We start from the raw sequence: 17,053 nt of genomic DNA, 5'->3' as shown, positions 1-17,053 counted from the left end.
CCCCCTCTGCAGCGGAGATTTTCAGAGCCAGATCGAGTCCGCGAATACCCGGTGAACGATCCGATCCCGTGTAAGTCCACGTTTGCGAAGTTCTTCGTCGCTGAGCGATTGCAGGAATTCGACTTGCCGTACGCGTGTCTGGGCTTCGGCCACGCGGATCAATGCCAAGTAGATTCGCGATGTGGTGGATGCGATCAGGCCGGACAGTGAAACCCGTGCCGGAGTGTGCGTTGCTGAATGTGCCATTTGGACCCTCGTTTCCGTTGGTCCTCCCATGAGCTTGAAAATGTGTCATGTCAGCCTCATTGAGTAGTGGGTTTTTGGTCATGGCCGCGTTGCAAATGCAGCAACGCAGCACAATTTTTGGTCAAAACATAAAGTACCGCTGGGCCATCGGCAGAACCTCGGCCGGTTGGCAGGTCAGCAATTCGCCATCGGCGCGGACTTCGTAGGTTTCGGGATCAACCTCAACCTGCGGCGTGGCGTTGTTCAGCAGCAGGTCGCGCTTGCCGATATTGCGGGTGTTTTCGACGGCAACGGTTTGCTTTGCCAGTCCCAGTGTATCACCAATCCCCGCAGCCTGCGCCGCGCCCGAGACGAAAGTGATCGCCGAATGCTCGACCGAGCGCCCATAGGCCCCAAACATAGGCCGGCTATAGACCGGCTGCGGTGTGGGGATCGAAGCATTAGGGTCGCCCATCTGCGCGCAGGCAATGGTGCCACCCAGCAGAACCATCTCGGGTTTGACCCCAAAGAAAGCTGGGTTCCACAGCACCAGATCGGCGCGTTTGCCTTCTTCGATGCTGCCGATCTGATGGCTTAGACCGTGGGCAATCGCCGGGTTGATCGTGTATTTGGCGATATAACGGCGCACGCGAATATTGTCGTTTTCGCCGGTTTCCTCGGGCAGGCGACCGCGTTGTTTCTTCATCTTGTCGGCGGTCTGCCACGTACGGATCAGAACCTCACCCACGCGGCCCATGGCCTGACTGTCGGATGCGATGATGCTGAACGCGCCCATGTCGTGCAGAATGTCCTCGGCTGCGATGGTTTCACGCCGGATGCGGCTTTCGGCAAAGGCCACGTCCTCGGGGATGGATTTGTCGAGGTGGTGGCACACCATCAGCATGTCCAGATGCTCTTCGACCGTGTTCACGGTGAAGGGGCGCGTCGGGTTGGTGGACGAGGGCAGAACGTGGTTCTCGCCACAGATCTTGATGATGTCGGGGGCATGACCGCCGCCTGCGCCCTCGGTGTGGAAGGCATGGATCGTGCGGCCCTTCATGGCGCCCACGGTGTTCTCGACAAAGCCGGATTCGTTCAGCGTGTCGGTGTGGATCATCACCTGCACGTCCATCGCATCGGCCACCGAGAGACAGCAATCGATGGCGGCAGGGGTCGTCCCCCAATCCTCATGCAGTTTCAGGGCGCAGGCACCTGCGTTGACTTGTTCTTCCAGCGCGGCGGGCAGCGAGGCGTTGCCTTTGCCTGCAAAGGCGAGGTTCATCGGAAAGGCGTCGGCGGCCTGCAGCATCCGCCCGATATGCCAAGGGCCGGGGGTGCAGGTGGTGGCCAACGTCCCATGGGCCGGGCCAGTGCCGCCGCCCAGCATGGTGGTCAGGCCGGAATGCAGCGCATCTTCGATCTGTTGCGGGCATATGAAATGGATATGGCTGTCGAACCCGCCGGCGGTCAGGATACGCCCTTCGCCTGCAATGGCCTCGGTGCCGGGGCCGATGATGATGTCGACACCGGGCTGCGTGTCGGGATTGCCGGCCTTGCCGATCTTGGCGATGCGTCCGTCTTTCAGACCCACATCCGCCTTGTAGATGCCCGAGTGATCCACGATCAGCGCATTGGTGATGACCGTGTCCACGGCCCCCTCGGCCCGCGTGGTCTGAGACTGCCCCATCCCATCACGGATCACCTTGCCGCCGCCGAACTTGACCTCTTCGCCGTAGAGCAGCGCATTGTCGCCCGTTCCCCCAATCGCGGCAGCGCCGGCGCGTTCGGCGGTCAGGTCGCGTTCAACTTCGATCACCAGATCGGTATCTGCCAGCCGCAGCTTGTCGCCGGTGGTGGGGCCGAACATGGCGGCATAGTCAGAGCGTTTGATTGTTGCTGGCATCAGAGCGACCCCATGACCTTTTGATTGAACCCGTAAACCTTGCGCGCCCCCCCGATGGGGATCAGCGAGACTTCGCGCGCCTGACCGGGTTCGAACCGAACGGCGGTGCCCGGCGCGATGTCCAGACGCAGGCCATGTGCGGCAGTGCGGTCGAATTCCAGCGCGGGGTTGGTTTCGGCGAAATGATAGTGCGAGCCGACCTGAACCGGGCGGTCGCCGGTATTGGCGACCATGAGGGTGATTGCCTCGGCATTCGCGTTCAGGGTGATCTCACCCTCGGCTGGGAACAGCTCACCGGGGATCATTTGTTCAGCTTTGTCATCACGACCAAAGCTGCCAGCGCGACAACCGCCAAACCGACGCTCAAAGTGGCATAGTCTGTGCCATGCGCATGAATATGCGTGTCGGTATGGGCGGCTGCAGGGCCAGCAAGGATCAGGGCTGGGAAGAGCATACGGGTCATATTTATGTTCCTTTGTTAGCGAATAGGGTTGTGGACGGTCACCAGTTTGGTGCCATCAGGGAAGGTGGCTTCGACCTGAACTTCGTGGATCATCTCAGGCACGCCTTCCATGCATTGCGCGCGGGTGATCACTTCGGCCCCGGCTTGCATCATGTCAGCCACCGATCGGCCGTCACGCGCACCTTCGACCACCGCGTCGGTGATCAGGGCGATCGCCTCGGGGTGGTTCAGCTTGACGCCGCGGGCCAGCCGCTTTCGGGCGACCTCGGCGGCCATGGCGACCAGCAGTTTGTCTTTTTCACGGGGGGTCAGGTTCATGTCAGATCATCCAGCATCTGGGAAGTGTGTCATTGTTCAATCGCCGCAGAACCGGCATCAGCGTGCGGCGGAGGGTAAAGCTGTTCTCGGCCAGCACCCGGATTACCAGCAGATCGTCTTGGATCAGCGAGGCTCCGGCGGTTTCGGATAGCATATCGCGGATGGGGTCGAGTTGGCCCTCGGCTGTGGGAGAGACAAAGGCAACCAGCGCCATTGCCCCCGCGCCGCCTGCGATATGCGGTTTGGCCAGATGCGCGTGCAGATCACCGGTGAACTGCATCGCGTCGAGAAACAGGGGGGTGCCATCGCGCAGGATCTCGACCCGGTCGCGCAGGCAGATATCGGTCAGGGTCTCGCCCATCGCCATGCGGCCAAAGACCAGCGGTTCTACCATCAGTGCGGTTGCTTCCGGGGCAAGGTCGATCTGCAACCGACGCTCCAGCGCGCTGCCGTCAAACAGGATGGTTTCCTGCGGCAGCCAGTTCAGCCGCGCACCCGGAGCGACGCTTAGGTGGTTCACGATCTGGCCCGAGGGACCAGGTTTGGCTTTATACGCGCGCTCGCAGGCCTGAGTTGTTAGCGTCAGGGTGGTGTCGTCGCCCGCATGGCCGTTAAAGCGGAAATTGTCGCCGCCGGTGATCCCGCCAGCGGTGTTCAGCAGCACCGCATCCAGTGCGTCGCCATCGGTGCGCGGAAACAGGCACTTGAACGAGCCCGACTGCCGGAACCCGTCCAGAACCGAGGATGTGCCCAATCGTTTGGCACTCAGCCGAATCGCACCTTGCGCGCGCGGCGGGGTCGCGGCTTGCGTGGGCAATATCGAGGCATGATGTGTAATGGCGCACCTGCGGATCACTTTGTTCTGCCGCTTGTTTCGCCGTTTGGACGTCGGAACTCTATTCTGCCTTGTCGGAATTGGGCCAATATCCGGCGGATTGGATTAATTTTTGAGCGAATTGGTTAACGACTGCCTGAAAATTAAACAAATGAGGCGGATTGTCGGAAATGATCTGTCAACTATTTGCCAAATTCTCTGCGATGCAGAAACGGTATGGGTGCCCGCCACGGGGACGATCCCCGAGGGTGTGTGACGGCTGCGCGAATTGGACCTCGGACACAACCGCCACACGGATCGCAACAACAGTTGCGGGGATCAGGTAGAAGAAGAGTGCGTATCTGCGCAAGCCCTCTCTCCCGGCCCCGCCCAGGAGAATCATATGACATCTCTCAAATCCACGCTCGCCGGATCTCTTGTCTTTGCCGCCATGGCGACCGCTGCACTGTCTGCCGAAGACACGATCAAAGTCGGTGTATTGCACTCGCTTTCTGGCACCATGGCGATTTCGGAAACCACGCTGAAAGACACCATGTTGATGCTGATAGACCAGCAAAACGCCAAGGGTGGCCTGCTGGGCAAACAGCTTGAGGCGGTTGTCGTCGACCCCGCATCCGACTGGCCGCTGTTTGCCGAAAAGGCGCGCGAGCTGCTGACCGTGCATGAAGTGGATGTGATCTTCGGCAACTGGACCTCGGTCAGCCGCAAATCGGTTCTGCCGGTGATCGAAGAACTGAACGGCTTGCTGTTCTACCCGGTTCAGTATGAGGGCGAAGAATCGTCCAAGAACGTCTTCTACACCGGTGCCGCGCCGAACCAGCAGGCAATCCCTGCGACAGACTATTTCCTGGAGGAGCTGGGGGTCGAGAAATTCGCTCTGCTCGGCACAGACTATGTCTACCCCAGAACCACCAACAACATTCTGGAAAGCTATCTGAAGGGTAAAGGCATCGCGGACGAGGATATCTTCGTCAACTACACCCCCTTCGGTCATTCCGACTGGTCCAAGATCGTTGCGGACGTGGTTGCGCTGGGTGCAGATGGTAAGAAAGTCGGCGTGATCTCGACCATCAATGGCGACGCAAATATCGGCTTCTATAAGGAACTGGCAGCAGCAGGCGTTTCGGCGGACGATATTCCGGTCGTGGCCTTCTCGGTCGGAGAAGAAGAACTCTCGGGTCTGGATACCACCAACCTGGTCGGTCACCTGGCCGCGTGGAACTACTTCCAGTCGGCAGATACCGATGTGAACGCCGAATTCGTTGAGACGTGGAAAGCCACCATGGGTGAAGACCGCGTGACCAACGACCCGATGGAAGCACACTATATCGGCTTCAACATGTGGGTGAACGCCGCGACTGAAGCCGGCTCGACCGAAGTCGACGATGTGCGCGCCGCGATGTACGGCCAGGAGTTCCCGAACCTGACCGGTGGAACCGCAGTCATGCTACCGAACCACCACTTGGCCAAACCGGTTCTGATCGGTGAGATTCAGGAAGACGGTCAGTTCGACATCATTAGCGAAACTGACGTTGTTCCGGGCGACGCCTGGACCGACTTCCTGCCGGAATCGGCGGTACTGAAGTCTGACTGGAAAGATCTGGGCTGCGGTATGTACAACACCGAGACCAAGACCTGCGTTCAGACGCTGTCGAACTACTAAACGACACGCAAGGCGGGTGTGATCGCCCGCCTTGCCCTTAAGACACCTCGGGTTTCTCTACATGTTACGACTATTCCTTGCGGGCCTCGCAATCCTGTGCGCCTGCCTGACGGCCAACGCGCAAGAGGGCGGTCTGCAACCGATCCTGCAAGAGCATCAGGAGATCATCGCCAAAAGCTCGCGCAAGACGATCGGACCGGCGATTGAAGCGATTGCCAGCAGCGGGTTGCCGCAAGCGCAGGTCATGCTTGAGACGTGGGCCGCTAAAAATGTGTGGATGCGCAAGTCCGATGGCCTGTTCTTTGCCGGCAAAAAGGGTGAAGGGCGTTCATATGAGCTGACCGATTTCGACACCGGAGAGGTCGTCGGGACGTTTGAGAAATCCGACCTGAAACAGTTGAAACCCAATAGCGGCATCCGCGCGATGATCGGCACGGCACTGGTACAATTCCAACTGACCGACCCGGATCGTGCAAAACGACTGGCCGCTTTGACGTCTATCCAACGCGATCCCGAGGGCGCTCTGCTTGAGCCGCTGCGCGCGTCGATTGATGGCGAACCCGACGCCGATCTGAAAGCGCAGAAGCAACGCCTCGAGCGGTTGCTGACCATCGGCTACGACGAAGATACTGAAGCCCGTGTGGCCGCGATCGAGGAGATGTCCGACGATCTGGGTGTGGACGTGCGCGCGGCTTTGAACCCTCTGGTCGTGACCAAGCTGCAGACGGCGACAGATTTACCTTCGGATGTGAATATCGCCGGTGTACTGCAACCGGGCTCGAATGACCTGTCGCGTGATGCCGCCTATGATCTGTTGGTCGCGGGTGACCTAGCCAAACCCCGTGTATCGCCCGATGACATCCGCACGGCGCTGGCCGCCAATATAGACGGAGGCCGCGTGGGCGGTGTTCCGGTTGCGCAACTGACCACTGACGCCGCCCGGGCGCAGGCTTATGCGGCATTGGCCGAAGCCGGAACTGTCCCCGCGTTGATCACGCAGACTGACATCGACGCAGCGCTGGGCGCGCATGTGTTCTTTGAAACCTATACCGAGCCTTCTCCTGAAGTCACAGCCGCCGCCGAAAAGGCGCTGGACCAAATCGAACTGAAGGTCGGCCTGAACCAGACCCTCGACCTTACTCTGGACGCGATTTCTCTGGCCTCGATCTATTTCCTCGCCGCTATCGGTCTTGCCATCACCTTCGGCGTGATGGGCGTGATCAACATGGCCCATGGCGAGTTCATCATGATGGGCGCCTATACCGGCTATGTGGTGCAGCAGTTTATCCCCGACCATACGCTGTCGATCATCGTCGCCATCCCGATGGCCTTTGCCGTCACTTTCGCCATGGGCGTCGCGATGGAGCGGCTGGTGATCCGTTGGCTTTATTCTCGCCCGCTGGAGACTCTGCTGGCGACGTTTGGTATCTCTATTGCGCTGCAACAACTGGCCAAGAACATCTTTGGCACGCAGGCCCGCCCACTGACTGCACCGGGCTGGCTGGACGGAGCATGGGTGCTGAACGATGTGGTCTCGATCAGTTACATCCGTATCGCGATCTTCGTTCTGGCGATGATCTTTCTGGGACTGTTCCTGTACATCATGAAACGCACGCGGCTGGGGCTTGAGATGCGCGCCGTCACGCAGAACCCGCGCATGGCCGGGTCGATGGGCATCAACCCGGGGCGGGTGAACATGCTGACCTTTGGCCTCGGCTCGGGCATCGCCGGGATCGCGGGGGTTGCGATTGGGTTGTTCGCCAAGGTCACGTCCGACCTAGGCAGCGATTATATCGTGCAAAGCTTCATGACCGTGGTTGTCGGCGGTGTCGGAAACATCTGGGGCGCGCTGGCAGGCGCGGGCATGATCGGCTTCCTCCAAAAGGGGATCGAGTGGATGAACCCCTCGAACACCCTCGCGGCGCAGACCTACATGATCATCTTCATCATCATCTTCATTCAGTTCCGGCCAAGGGGCATCATCGCCCTAAAAGGCCGCGCGGCGGGGGATTGAGCCATGGAACGCAGCTTTGTCGCCAAAAACCCATCGGTGTTGGTCTTTCTGGCTATCCTGTCCCTGTTCACTTTGGGCGTCACCGTCCTGTCCGAAGGGTTCGGGATCGGCGTGATCTCGACCAGTTTCGTCAAGACGCTGGGCAAAACCCTGTGCCTTTGCCTGATTGCCGTAGCAATGGATCTGGTCTGGGGCTTCACCGGCATCCTTTCTCTGGGCCATTTCGCCTTTTTCGGGCTGGGCGGTTACATGATCGGCATGTGGCTGATGTATGAACGCACGCGGCTGATCGTCGTCGAGTCACTGTCGCAAGCCGAAATCCCTCCGACGTCATCCGAAGTCGTGGACGCCATTGGTACGCAAATCTTCGGCGTGGTTGGTTCGTCCGAATTCCCGTTGATCTGGGCCTTTTCGGACAGCCTGTTCCTGCAACTGGCGCTGGTGGTGCTGGTGCCGGGCCTTCTGGCGCTGATCTTCGGTTGGCTCGCTTTCCGCAGCCGTGTCACGGGTGTCTACCTGTCGATCCTGACCCAAGCCATGACCTTGGCGTTGGCGCTGTATCTGTTCCAGAACGACAGCGGATTGCGCGGCAACAATGGCCTGTCGGGTTTGCAGAACCTGCCGGGTGTTACCACCTCGCAGGACGTGGTGTCGGTCTGGTTCCTGTGGGCCTCGGCACTTGCGCTTGGCTTGGGATACATGCTGGCGGCATGGGTGGTGTCGGGCAAGTTCGGCTCGGTCATTCGCGGCATCCGCGATAACGAGGCGCGGGTGCGGTTCCTCGGCTATTCGGTCGAGGTCTACAAGCTGGCCGTCTTCACTCTGACCGCCTGCATCGCCGCCATCGCGGGGGCACTCTATTATCCGCAGGCGGGCATTATCAACCCCGAGGAAATGGCCCCCATCGCCTCGATCTATCTGGCCGTTTGGGTCGCCATCGGCGGGCGCGGTCGCCTGTACGGTGCCGTCATCGGCGCGGCGTTCGTCAGTCTGCTTAGCACATGGTTCACCGGCGGGCAGGCCCCGGACATCCCGCTGGGCTTCTATACAATCAAATGGGTTGACTGGTGGCAGGTGCTGCTGGGCGTGTCCTTCGTGCTGGTCACACTGTTCGCCCCACAAGGGATCGGGGGGCTGTTCGACCTCTGGACCAACCGCAGGGCACCGCAGCGCCACGGTGCGGCCCTGGGGCCTGATGAAAGCGCGTTGCGCGAAAAGGAGGCCGCGGAATGAGCACTCTGCTAGAAGTCAGCGGCGTTTCCGTCACCTTTGACGGGTTCCGCGCCATCAACAACCTGTCGTTCCAGATCGGCAACGCGGAACTGCGCGCCGTGATCGGGCCGAACGGTGCGGGCAAGACCACTTTCATGGATATCGTCACCGGCAAGACACGTCCTGACGAAGGCCGCGTCATCTGGGGCGAGAAATCCGTTTCCCTGCTGCGCATGAGTGAGGCCAAGATCGCGCAGGCCGGGATCGGGCGGAAATTCCAGAAACCCACCGTGTTCGAAGATCAGAGCGTGCAGGAAAACCTGCTGATGGCGCTGAAGAACAAACGCGGATGGTTGGGCGTGCTGTTCTACCGCCCTTCAAAGGGCGATCTGGAGAAAGTCGAGGAACTGGCCGCCGAGATCGGCTTGAAGGACGAGTTGACCCGCAAATCGGGCGAACTCAGCCACGGGCAGAAGCAATGGCTTGAGATTGGGATGCTTCTGGCACAGGAGCCGCGCTTGCTTTTGGTAGACGAACCCGCTGCCGGGATGACCCCGCAGGAACGCGAACACACCACCGATCTTCTGGTGCAGGCCGCGAAAACCCGCGCCGTGGTTGTGGTGGAGCATGATATGGAGTTTGTCCGCCGTCTGAACTGCAAGGTGACTGTGTTGCACGAGGGCTCGGTTCTGGCCGAGGGGTCCTTGGACCACGTGACATCAAATCAGGACGTCATCGACGTTTATCTGGGGCGCTAGGCGATGCTGAAACTGAACGATCTGACCCTGCACTACGGGCATTCGCAAATCCTGCACGGTGTTTCGATGCAAGCCGCGCAGGGTGAGGTGACCTGCGTGATGGGCACCAATGGTGTCGGAAAGACCAGCCTGATCAAGGCAATCTCGGGCACGCATCCCCGCTCTGGCGGTACGCTGGAGCTGAATGGTGAGGCCCTCCCGCCCTTTCCGGCGCATAAAATGGCGTGGAAGGGGGTGGCATACGTTCCCCAGGGGCGCGAGATCTTTCCCCTGCTGACTGTGCGCGAAAATCTGGAAACTGGCTTTGCCTGCCTGCCGTCCAGCGAACACTTTATCCCCGATGAGATTTTCGACTTGTTCCCGGTTCTCAAGAAAATGCAGAACCGCCGCGGAGGTGATCTGTCAGGTGGCCAGCAACAACAACTCGCCATCGCACGTGCCCTGATCACCAAACCCAGCCTGCTGCTGCTGGATGAACCTACCGAGGGTATTCAGCCCAACATCATCCAGCAGATCGGTGAGGTCATTCGCCATCTGCGCTCTAAAGGTGAGATGGCGATCGTTCTGGTCGAGCAGTATTTCGATTTCGCCTATGACCTCGCTGACCGCTTCGTTGTTCTGAGGCGCGGTGAGATTTTGATGCAAGGATCGCGGCAAGAGCTGTCGCGCGACCGGGTTCTGCAAGGCGTAACAGTGTAGAACACTCAATCCGCGTATTGGGTGCAAATGTGGCCGATCTGTGTCCTCAGATCGGCCATAGACGTGTTTGCGTGTGAAATAAGCGGGAATCACCGATCGAATCGCTGATTCAACGCAAGAGCAAGGTCACAAATCTGCCTTAAACGACAAAAATTTCCCGTTATACGGGAAAACCTTTTCGTTTGTGGGGAGGCTCTAAAGGTTCACGGCTGGTAAACATTTTATTAACGGGGATGCTGCCTGGTACCTCGTAAGCGTGCGGATTTCGCACTTGGTAAAACAGTCTGGAGTAAAAATTATGTCGAATACTATTCGCAATTTCTATCTGAAGCTGCGCAAAGACGAGCGCGGTGCGACCCTGGTCGAATATGGCGTGGCCCTGCTGCTCGCCGTTATTGTTGGCGGTACTGCACTGATTAGCATCGCGGAAGACACCTCGGCCAACTTTGATGATGCGGCAAATGTTCTTGACAGTGTTCGCGCGGTGGTTCCGGCACCCTAATATTATAGTTTGTTCTGCGGCAGTCACGGTAGTTGGTTGGGCTATGTCTTGTTACATTTTGTCACGAGATACCAAGCACACTTGTTAGGAAGTAATCTAAGCGCCGCAGAGCTGACGTTAGTGAAGTTGCCCCCGCCTTTTTGATGGGGCGGGAGCAACACGTAGATGGTAAAATGCGTCAGAGTGAATGCTAAACTGCTCAGTCTTTTTGAACACCGCCCAAACCTGACAGCCATTATTACTTTCGGAAATTGGAGGGCAAAATGCGCGTTAAATCTCTATTAATGTCAATCTTCGGTATTGGTCTCGCTGGAGGCGCTGTGCTCTGGACCCAAGACCAGCTTGAGCGAAACCAAGCAGCAGCTGTGGATGCGAGTATCGTGCGGGTTGTGGCTGTATCAGAAGACATTCCGTTTGGAAGCCCGATTGAAAGTCATAAATTGACTACGATCGAGTGGCCAGCCGAAGCAGTGCCCGTTGGTGTCTTTACCAATTACAACGATGTTCTTCCCACGGCGGGTGGAGAACCGCGCCGGGCCAAACGCGCATTGGCCCAGGGTGAAATTCTTCTTGCTTCGAAAGTATCAGAATTTGGCGAGAAAGTTACCATCGTGCAGACGCTTGGCGAAGGTAATCGTGCCATGGCGATCAACGTAAATGCGCAAACCGGCGTCGGTGGGTTTGTAACCCCTGGTGACTATATCGACATTGTTCTGACGCGCGGGCGAGATGAGGAGTTGCGCGCCATTACGATCCTTCAAAATATCCGCATAATTGGTGTCGACCAGCAAGCCGATGAAGAAATTGACAGACCTGGCATTGCGCGGACCGTTACCGTCGAGGTGACTCCGGAACAAAGCCAGCGTTTGGCCCTGGCACAGAAGGCCGGACAGCTGAGCCTGTCTCTGCGTTCACTGGATGAGACTGAAAACAAACCTCTTGAGGCTGTACGTTTGAGCGACATCCTGCTGGAAAAATCACCAGTCGAAGATGGTACCCCGCAACCTGTTGTGAAAGTGCGTCGCGGTATCTCGGACGTTCAGGAAGAGAAGGTAACTATTACGGCAACCGACGACGAGGTTCCGCTTACGGACACATCCAGCACCGTGAATTGATGCTAGTCAGGGTCAGGGAGGGTAAACGATGACTTTTGTTTCCAAGTTCCAGAAAGAAGAAGACGGAACGATCCTGATTTTTGTGGCACTTAGCCTGGCCATGATCCTCGGCTTCGCCGCCCTGACCTTTGACCTTGGCCGTATGGCCTCGACCCAGACCGACCTGCAGTCTTATGCCGACCATGTGGCATTGGCCGCGGCGGGCGAACTTGACGGCAATGCCGACGCTATTACCCGCGCGCGTACAGCCGCCGAGAACATGATCGCGGATCGCCAATTCTTTGCCGATGGGGATCAGACGCTTGACTCGGCCGCCGATTTCAGCTTGCGCTTTCTGACCGGTTTGCCGGACCCTGCTGTCGACCCTGATGATGATGACGCGGTCGACGCATTTGTGACCACCGATCCACTTGCGGCAGTTATGGTCGAGGTGCAAGCAACGCCGCGAACCGTTCTCCTGCCCTTTACACGTGGTTTGGCTGCGTTGTTGGGGGCCCCTGCTCCGAATGAACAAGTCGGCGCGACCGCGATTGCTGGCTATACAGCTTTTGCTTGCGATGTGACGCCTCTGATGTTTTGCATCCCGAATGGCTGGACGGCTAACGCAAATGTCGGTCAGGCTATCCAGTTGCGTACCGGTGGCAACAGTTCGGCCTGGGGGCCGGGCAACTTTGGCTTCCTTGATCCTCAAGATATCGGGATCAATCCCAACGGCCCCTGTGCGGGTTTGAATGGATCAAGCCTTTATATCTGCCTTATCGCCGCCGAGGGTAACTTGACTAAGTGTGTGTCGCAGCGTGGGGTGGACACGGAACCGGGGCAACGGAACGGTATTGGTTCGGCCATCTATAACTCTCGTTTTGATTTATTCCTCGCAACGATGAACAGCTTGCGGAATGATCCTGCCTATGCCCCTGGTCCTCAAGTTATTGCTGGGTGGGAGAATCCGACGGGCCAGTGCTTGAAAAACAATCCAACGATTTCAGATGACACCATGCCGTTCCCGCGCGACGACTGTTTTGATGCCGGAAACTGCGCCACATTGGTGCCCGAAGGTGCCGGCCGCTTCGGTGATGGGGACTGGGATGATGGGAGAGCCGCCTATTTGGCGACGAACTATGGTACTGGAACAGACCCTTTAAACCCGCTGCAACCACATCCGCTGATTGCTGATGGGACCATAAGCTTGCCTACCGGCAACACGCGCTACCAGATGTATCTGGATGAGATTACCAAGTTCGCTGGCCGTGACATTCTTGAGGGACGCAGTGAAACTGGTCGTCGGCAATGTGCGAGCACAACGAACCCTGACCCTGATCGCCGCACATTCATCGCCGCCGCTATCGATTGCGATACCAATCCAGTTGCAGGTCGAGCTGTGGACGTGCCGGTGCAGGAATTCGTAAAAGTCTTTCTGATCCAGCCACTGGAGCAAACCTCGGGAACTGATTTCGATATCTACGTCGAAGTGGTCGAACAGGTCGGTGGCGCCGGAACCGGTATTGACGAAGGTATCTTCCGCGATGTCGTGAGGTTGTACCGGTGAAACGTCTGATGTCCCTTATCTCACGACTCAAGCGCTGTGAATCCGGTGCTCCGATGGTCGAATTCGCACTGGTCATGCCCCTGATCTTGCTGTTCTTGGCGGTGATCATCGAAGGGGGCAGGATTACATGGATACACCAATCCACATCCGCCGGGGTCCGCGACGCTTCGCGAATGATTGCGCGTATTGCACCATTGGATCTGTGCGAGACGGGGACCCCCGGCGATTTTCAGGATTTGGAAGATTTGGCGACTGATATTGTTGAAACACAATTGGATGGGTCGACTGTAATTCCGGCAGGCGCAATTTTGTCGGATGTGTCTTTCGCTTGTTTCGAGCGGGCTGGTGACTATCGTTTGAATCCCACCTCGGTGGTCGAGGTTACGGCCGATGTACGCATTGATTTGATATTTGGTGGAATTTTTGACTTTTTTGGTGACGGGGTTGGCGCGTTGAATTTCCAAGTTGCGGATCAAAGCAGGGTGTATGGCGTATGAACCAGGTTCTTCATATCCTACAAGCGTTTGCCCGCAATCAGCGTGGTGCCGCTTTGGTCGAGTTGGCAATCGTCATCCCGCTTTTTCTGTTCCTGATTTTCGGGGTCGTAGACTACGGGCGTCTTTACTGGTCGACGACGGCGTCGCAAAAAGCGATGCACACCGCTGCCCGTTTGGCGACGGTTGGCCCACCGCAATGTGGAGCGTTGCCGGCAACTCACACACTGGGCCCTGGTGGAGATGCGAATACCCGTTTTGGGGCCTTGTGCCGAAGCAATGGTGGCATTTGCGCTGTCCCCAATCTTCCGGCGCCGTGCACGCTGGATACTTCGACCCCGTACGGCGCGCGCATCTGGAACCAGATCGGTCCTCTGTTGCCGCCGGGCACAGGACCTGCGAATGTACAGTTCACTTATTCACATGATGCCCGTCTGGGATTCCTAGGTGGTCCCTATACCCCGGTCGTGACGGCTGATTTGATCGGTGTCGATTTCAATTTCGTAATGCCGCTGGCTGGTCTGGCTGCGTTGGCCTCGGGCAATCCGGCGGTCACGTCCAATACCCCGAACAGTATTTCCCTTCCCGCGATGAGCACTTCGGTTCCTGCCGAAGACCTGGCTGTCGGGGCGGTAGAGTAAGGAGTAAGATAATGAATTCCAAGCAGATTTCAGTGTTTTTGATTTCGCCCGATGAAGAGATTTACTCGGCCATCGAAGGATCTCTGGCGGATCAGGAGAATTGCAGCTTTACCGGTCGGAAAGAAACGGTGTCCGGCGTCAATGGAAAGGCCGCAAACCTTGCGTCTTTGCATGATGTTGTCCTGTTCGATGTCGAAGATGACGCCGATGGTGCGTTGAAGACGGCGCAGAATATCTGCGATGCGCGGATGCCCAATGCCATTATCATCGCGCTGGCCCCCGAAGATCTACCGCTGGAAAAAGCGCGGCAGCTTACGAAACTGGGCGTGGACGAGGTATTGCCCCGAAATGCCATCAACGAAGAGATCGTGCCGCAGGTGGATGCGATCCGCAACCGCCGTCAGGCGCAACTGCCCACCGTTTGGAGTGGACATGCAACTCTCGGCAAGGTGATTGCGGTTGCCAAGTCGCGTGGCGGGGTTGGGTCCTCGCTGGTGGCTGCGAATATGGCAAACGAGTTGCAGGCCAAGGAGGGTTTCTTCAAGAAGAAAGCGACCAATGAGGTTGCGGTTGTGGATCTGGATTTCCAGTTCGGGTCGATCGCGGCGCTGATGGACGTGGAAGAAAGCGACGCGATGTGGCGCATGGCGATGGATGAAAGCATCCCCGACGGTGCGTTTCTGGAACAGGCTATGGTCAAGGCACCCTGCGGTGTTGACGTTCTGGCTGCACCCTCGCGCTACGGCCCGCTGTCAGCCATTCAGGAAGACCAGATCACGGCAATTCTGGATAACCTGAAGCGGACTCATGACTATGTGGTCGTCGATCTGCCGCGGGCCCTGGTGGAATGGATCACTCCGGTGCTGACACAGGCCGACAGGCTGTATCTGGTCACGGATGTCGCCGTCCCGTCGGTGCGGTCCGCCCGCAAACTGATGGATTTCTATCAAAGCGAGAACCCCGCCATCGATATCCAACTTGTGGCGAGCCTTGAAAAGAAACCTCTGTTGCCCGCAGCCCATCACCGCGCAGCGGCGAAGTTGCTGGAACAGGATTTTGCCCATTGGGTGCCCAAGGATGACCGCACGGTTCGTGAATCCGTGGACCGGGGCATCCCGTTGCAAGATGTTTCCAACCGTGCGCCAGCAACGCGAGCAATCAAGAAACTGGCCGATGACGCGCGCGCTGCTATGCCGCCGCGTGTTAACAACTCGTAATCGCATATCCGCAGACGTGAAGTGAATAGTAGTAAGGGTTTAAGAACATGTTTCGTGAATTTGACAGGACTGGTCGCACAACTTCGAACGCCGCGAAGGTCGTTCCGCTGGATACGAAGCAGGTTTCTGATAAAGCTTCGGATAACGTTGTGTTTGAAGCCGAGAAATTGGCGACCAAGCATGCCAGAGAGATGGACCGCATCGATCTGAAAGCGCGGATGCACAATTCGCTGCTGGACAAGCTGAACCTGGCGGTGATCGACAAAGTTGAAGAAGACACGCTGCGCGGTGAGATCGGCAAACACGCCACCGAACTGTTGCGCCACGAAGGCCGCGCCATGCGCAGCGAAGAGGTCAAGCAACTGGTCGAAGAGCTGATGCATGAGGTTTTGGGCCTTGGCCCGCTTGAACCTTTGCTGGCCGATCCGACAATCAACGATATCCTTGTGAACGGCCATCAGCAGATTTTCGTAGAACGCGCCGGTATTCTTGAGAAAACCCCGGCTCGGTTCCGTGATGAACGTCACCTGTTGCGTATCATCGACAAGATCGTCAGCCGCGTTGGTCGCCGTATCGACGAACGTCAACCTTGGGTAGATGCGCGTCTTGAGGATGGCAGCCGTGTGAATGCGATCATCCGGCCTTGTGCGCTGGACGGGCCCGCGCTGTCTATCCGTAAGTTTGCCCGCGTGCCTCTGACTATGCAGCGCCTTGTGAACAATGGCGCGTTGAATGATAGCGCGGCGTCGCTGCTGCGCGGTCTGGTCGAGGCCAAGATGAACATTCTGATCTCGGGTGGCACCGGCTCTGGTAAGACCACGATGCTGAATGCACTTTCAACCTATATAGGTGGGAGCGAACGCATCGTGACCATCGAAGACGCGGCCGAATTGCAGCTGCAGCAGGAACATGTACTGCGTATGGAAACCCGCCCGGCAGGTCTGGACGGAACCGGTGCCGTTGCACAGCGTGATCTGGTCCGCAACGCTCTGCGGATGCGCCCTGACCGCATCGTGGTGGGCGAAGTGCGCGGTTCTGAGGCGTTCGACATGCTGCAGGCGATGAACACTGGCCACGATGGTTCAATGACTACGGTCCACGCCAACAGCCCTCGGGACGCCCTGTCTCGTGTTGAACAGATGGTTCAGATGGGTGGTATGGAACTGCCGCACTCGGCCATTCGTGCAACTATTGCCTCGGCCATTCACTTCGTGTTGCAGCTGAACCGCCTGTCCGATGGTACCCGCCGCGTAACCTCGATCGCCGAAGTCACTGGTATGGAGGGCGAAATCGTCACCATGCAAGACATTTTTGTCTTCAAACGCGAAGGCAAGGACGAGAACGGCAAGGTTAAGGGTCGCTTTATGCCGACCGGCATCCGTCCGAAGTCCAGCGATGCTCTGGCCGCTGCCGGGATCGACATGTCCTCGATCCAGTTCAACTAAGGA

Annotated in this window: 18 protein-coding genes and 1 pseudogene; 13 read left to right on the top strand and 6 right to left on the bottom strand. The window is 58.0% G+C overall.

Features of this window, described 5'->3' with window-relative positions:
* Positions 1-21 precede the first annotated feature (21 nt).
* The 6 genes from ACR0L1_RS16875 to ACR0L1_RS16850 form a co-directional block, all read right to left on the bottom strand.
* Positions 22-246, bottom strand: a complete 225-nt coding sequence (locus tag ACR0L1_RS16875) for a DUF1127 domain-containing protein (protein WP_170790649.1) — start codon at positions 244-246, stop codon at positions 22-24.
* A gap of 121 nt (positions 247-367) precedes the next feature.
* Positions 368-2,128, bottom strand: coding sequence for an urease subunit alpha (gene ureC / locus ACR0L1_RS16870; RefSeq protein ID WP_480859972.1), 1,761 nt, complete (start codon positions 2,126-2,128; stop codon positions 368-370).
* Positions 2,128-2,433: an urease subunit beta gene (locus tag ACR0L1_RS16865; RefSeq protein WP_170773781.1), complete on the bottom strand. Its 306-nt coding sequence runs from the start codon at positions 2,431-2,433 to the stop codon at positions 2,128-2,130. The genes ureC and ACR0L1_RS16865 overlap by 1 nt, the downstream gene beginning before the upstream one ends.
* Positions 2,430-2,591, bottom strand: coding sequence for a hypothetical protein (locus tag ACR0L1_RS16860; RefSeq protein ID WP_480859970.1), 162 nt, complete (start codon positions 2,589-2,591; stop codon positions 2,430-2,432). Before ACR0L1_RS16860 ends, ACR0L1_RS16865 begins: the two co-directional genes overlap by 4 nt.
* A gap of 15 nt (positions 2,592-2,606) precedes the next feature.
* Positions 2,607-2,909 carry an urease subunit gamma gene (locus ACR0L1_RS16855; RefSeq protein WP_152460019.1) on the bottom strand — a complete coding sequence of 101 codons (303 nt, stop codon included), beginning with the start codon at positions 2,907-2,909 and terminating at the stop codon, positions 2,607-2,609.
* Between the two features lies 1 nt (position 2,910).
* Complete coding sequence (locus tag ACR0L1_RS16850) at positions 2,911-3,765, bottom strand: urease accessory protein UreD (protein WP_480859968.1); 855 nt, start codon at positions 3,763-3,765, stop codon at positions 2,911-2,913.
* 361 nt (positions 3,766-4,126) lie between these two features.
* Here ACR0L1_RS16850 and urtA point away from each other — a divergent pair, with 361 nt between their 5' ends.
* From urtA to ACR0L1_RS16785, 13 genes and pseudogenes are all read left to right on the top strand, one after another.
* Entirely contained in the window at positions 4,127-5,407 is a 1,281-nt protein-coding gene (gene urtA / locus ACR0L1_RS16845; RefSeq protein ID WP_480505053.1) for an urea ABC transporter substrate-binding protein, read from the top strand.
* 61 nt (positions 5,408-5,468) lie between these two features.
* A complete protein-coding gene (urtB, locus tag ACR0L1_RS16840; RefSeq protein ID WP_480859966.1) occupies positions 5,469-7,421 on the top strand; it encodes an urea ABC transporter permease subunit UrtB in 1,953 nt (650 codons plus the stop codon).
* A 3-nt stretch (positions 7,422-7,424) separates the two neighbouring features.
* A complete protein-coding gene (urtC, locus tag ACR0L1_RS16835; protein WP_480859964.1) occupies positions 7,425-8,654 on the top strand; it encodes an urea ABC transporter permease subunit UrtC in 1,230 nt (409 codons plus the stop codon).
* A complete protein-coding gene (gene urtD, locus ACR0L1_RS16830) occupies positions 8,651-9,391 on the top strand; it encodes an urea ABC transporter ATP-binding protein UrtD (protein WP_170773791.1) in 741 nt (246 codons plus the stop codon). The genes urtC and urtD overlap by 4 nt, the downstream gene beginning before the upstream one ends.
* A gap of 3 nt (positions 9,392-9,394) precedes the next feature.
* Positions 9,395-10,090 (top strand): urea ABC transporter ATP-binding subunit UrtE, encoded by a 696-nt coding sequence (gene urtE / locus ACR0L1_RS16825; RefSeq protein WP_480552003.1) that lies wholly within the window; start codon positions 9,395-9,397, stop codon positions 10,088-10,090.
* A 298-nt stretch (positions 10,091-10,388) separates the two neighbouring features.
* Positions 10,389-10,592 (top strand): Flp family type IVb pilin, encoded by a 204-nt coding sequence (locus ACR0L1_RS16820; protein ID WP_480859961.1) that lies wholly within the window; start codon positions 10,389-10,391, stop codon positions 10,590-10,592.
* Between the two features lie 263 nt (positions 10,593-10,855).
* Entirely contained in the window at positions 10,856-11,707 is an 852-nt protein-coding gene (gene cpaB / locus ACR0L1_RS16815; RefSeq protein WP_170786951.1) for a Flp pilus assembly protein CpaB, read from the top strand.
* 28 nt (positions 11,708-11,735) lie between these two features.
* Positions 11,736-13,253, top strand: a complete 1,518-nt coding sequence (locus ACR0L1_RS16810) for a pilus assembly protein TadG-related protein (protein WP_480505063.1) — start codon at positions 11,736-11,738, stop codon at positions 13,251-13,253.
* Positions 13,254-13,261: 8 nt separating this feature from the next.
* A pseudogene (locus ACR0L1_RS16805) lies at positions 13,262-13,414 on the top strand (TadE/TadG family type IV pilus assembly protein); the annotation flags it as partial.
* Between the two features lie 12 nt (positions 13,415-13,426).
* A complete protein-coding gene (locus tag ACR0L1_RS16800) occupies positions 13,427-13,750 on the top strand; it encodes a hypothetical protein (RefSeq protein WP_480860066.1) in 324 nt (107 codons plus the stop codon).
* The gene (locus tag ACR0L1_RS16795; protein WP_170786944.1) at positions 13,747-14,388 is read left to right on the top strand and encodes a TadE/TadG family type IV pilus assembly protein; all 642 of its coding nucleotides are present in this window, start codon (positions 13,747-13,749) and stop codon (positions 14,386-14,388) included. The genes ACR0L1_RS16800 and ACR0L1_RS16795 overlap by 4 nt, the downstream gene beginning before the upstream one ends.
* Positions 14,389-14,399: 11 nt before the next feature.
* On the top strand, positions 14,400-15,605 hold the full coding sequence (locus tag ACR0L1_RS16790; protein WP_480505066.1) for a CpaE/TadZ family protein: 1,206 nt from the start codon (positions 14,400-14,402) through the stop codon (positions 15,603-15,605).
* A gap of 47 nt (positions 15,606-15,652) precedes the next feature.
* Positions 15,653-17,050 (top strand): TadA family conjugal transfer-associated ATPase, encoded by a 1,398-nt coding sequence (locus ACR0L1_RS16785; protein WP_480505068.1) that lies wholly within the window; start codon positions 15,653-15,655, stop codon positions 17,048-17,050.
* Positions 17,051-17,053 lie beyond the last annotated feature (3 nt).

This window comes from Ruegeria sp. J8, from assembly GCF_056531925.1.
Note: the sequence above shows the minus strand (reverse complement) of the source record. Positions and strands in the feature narration are given on the sequence as shown.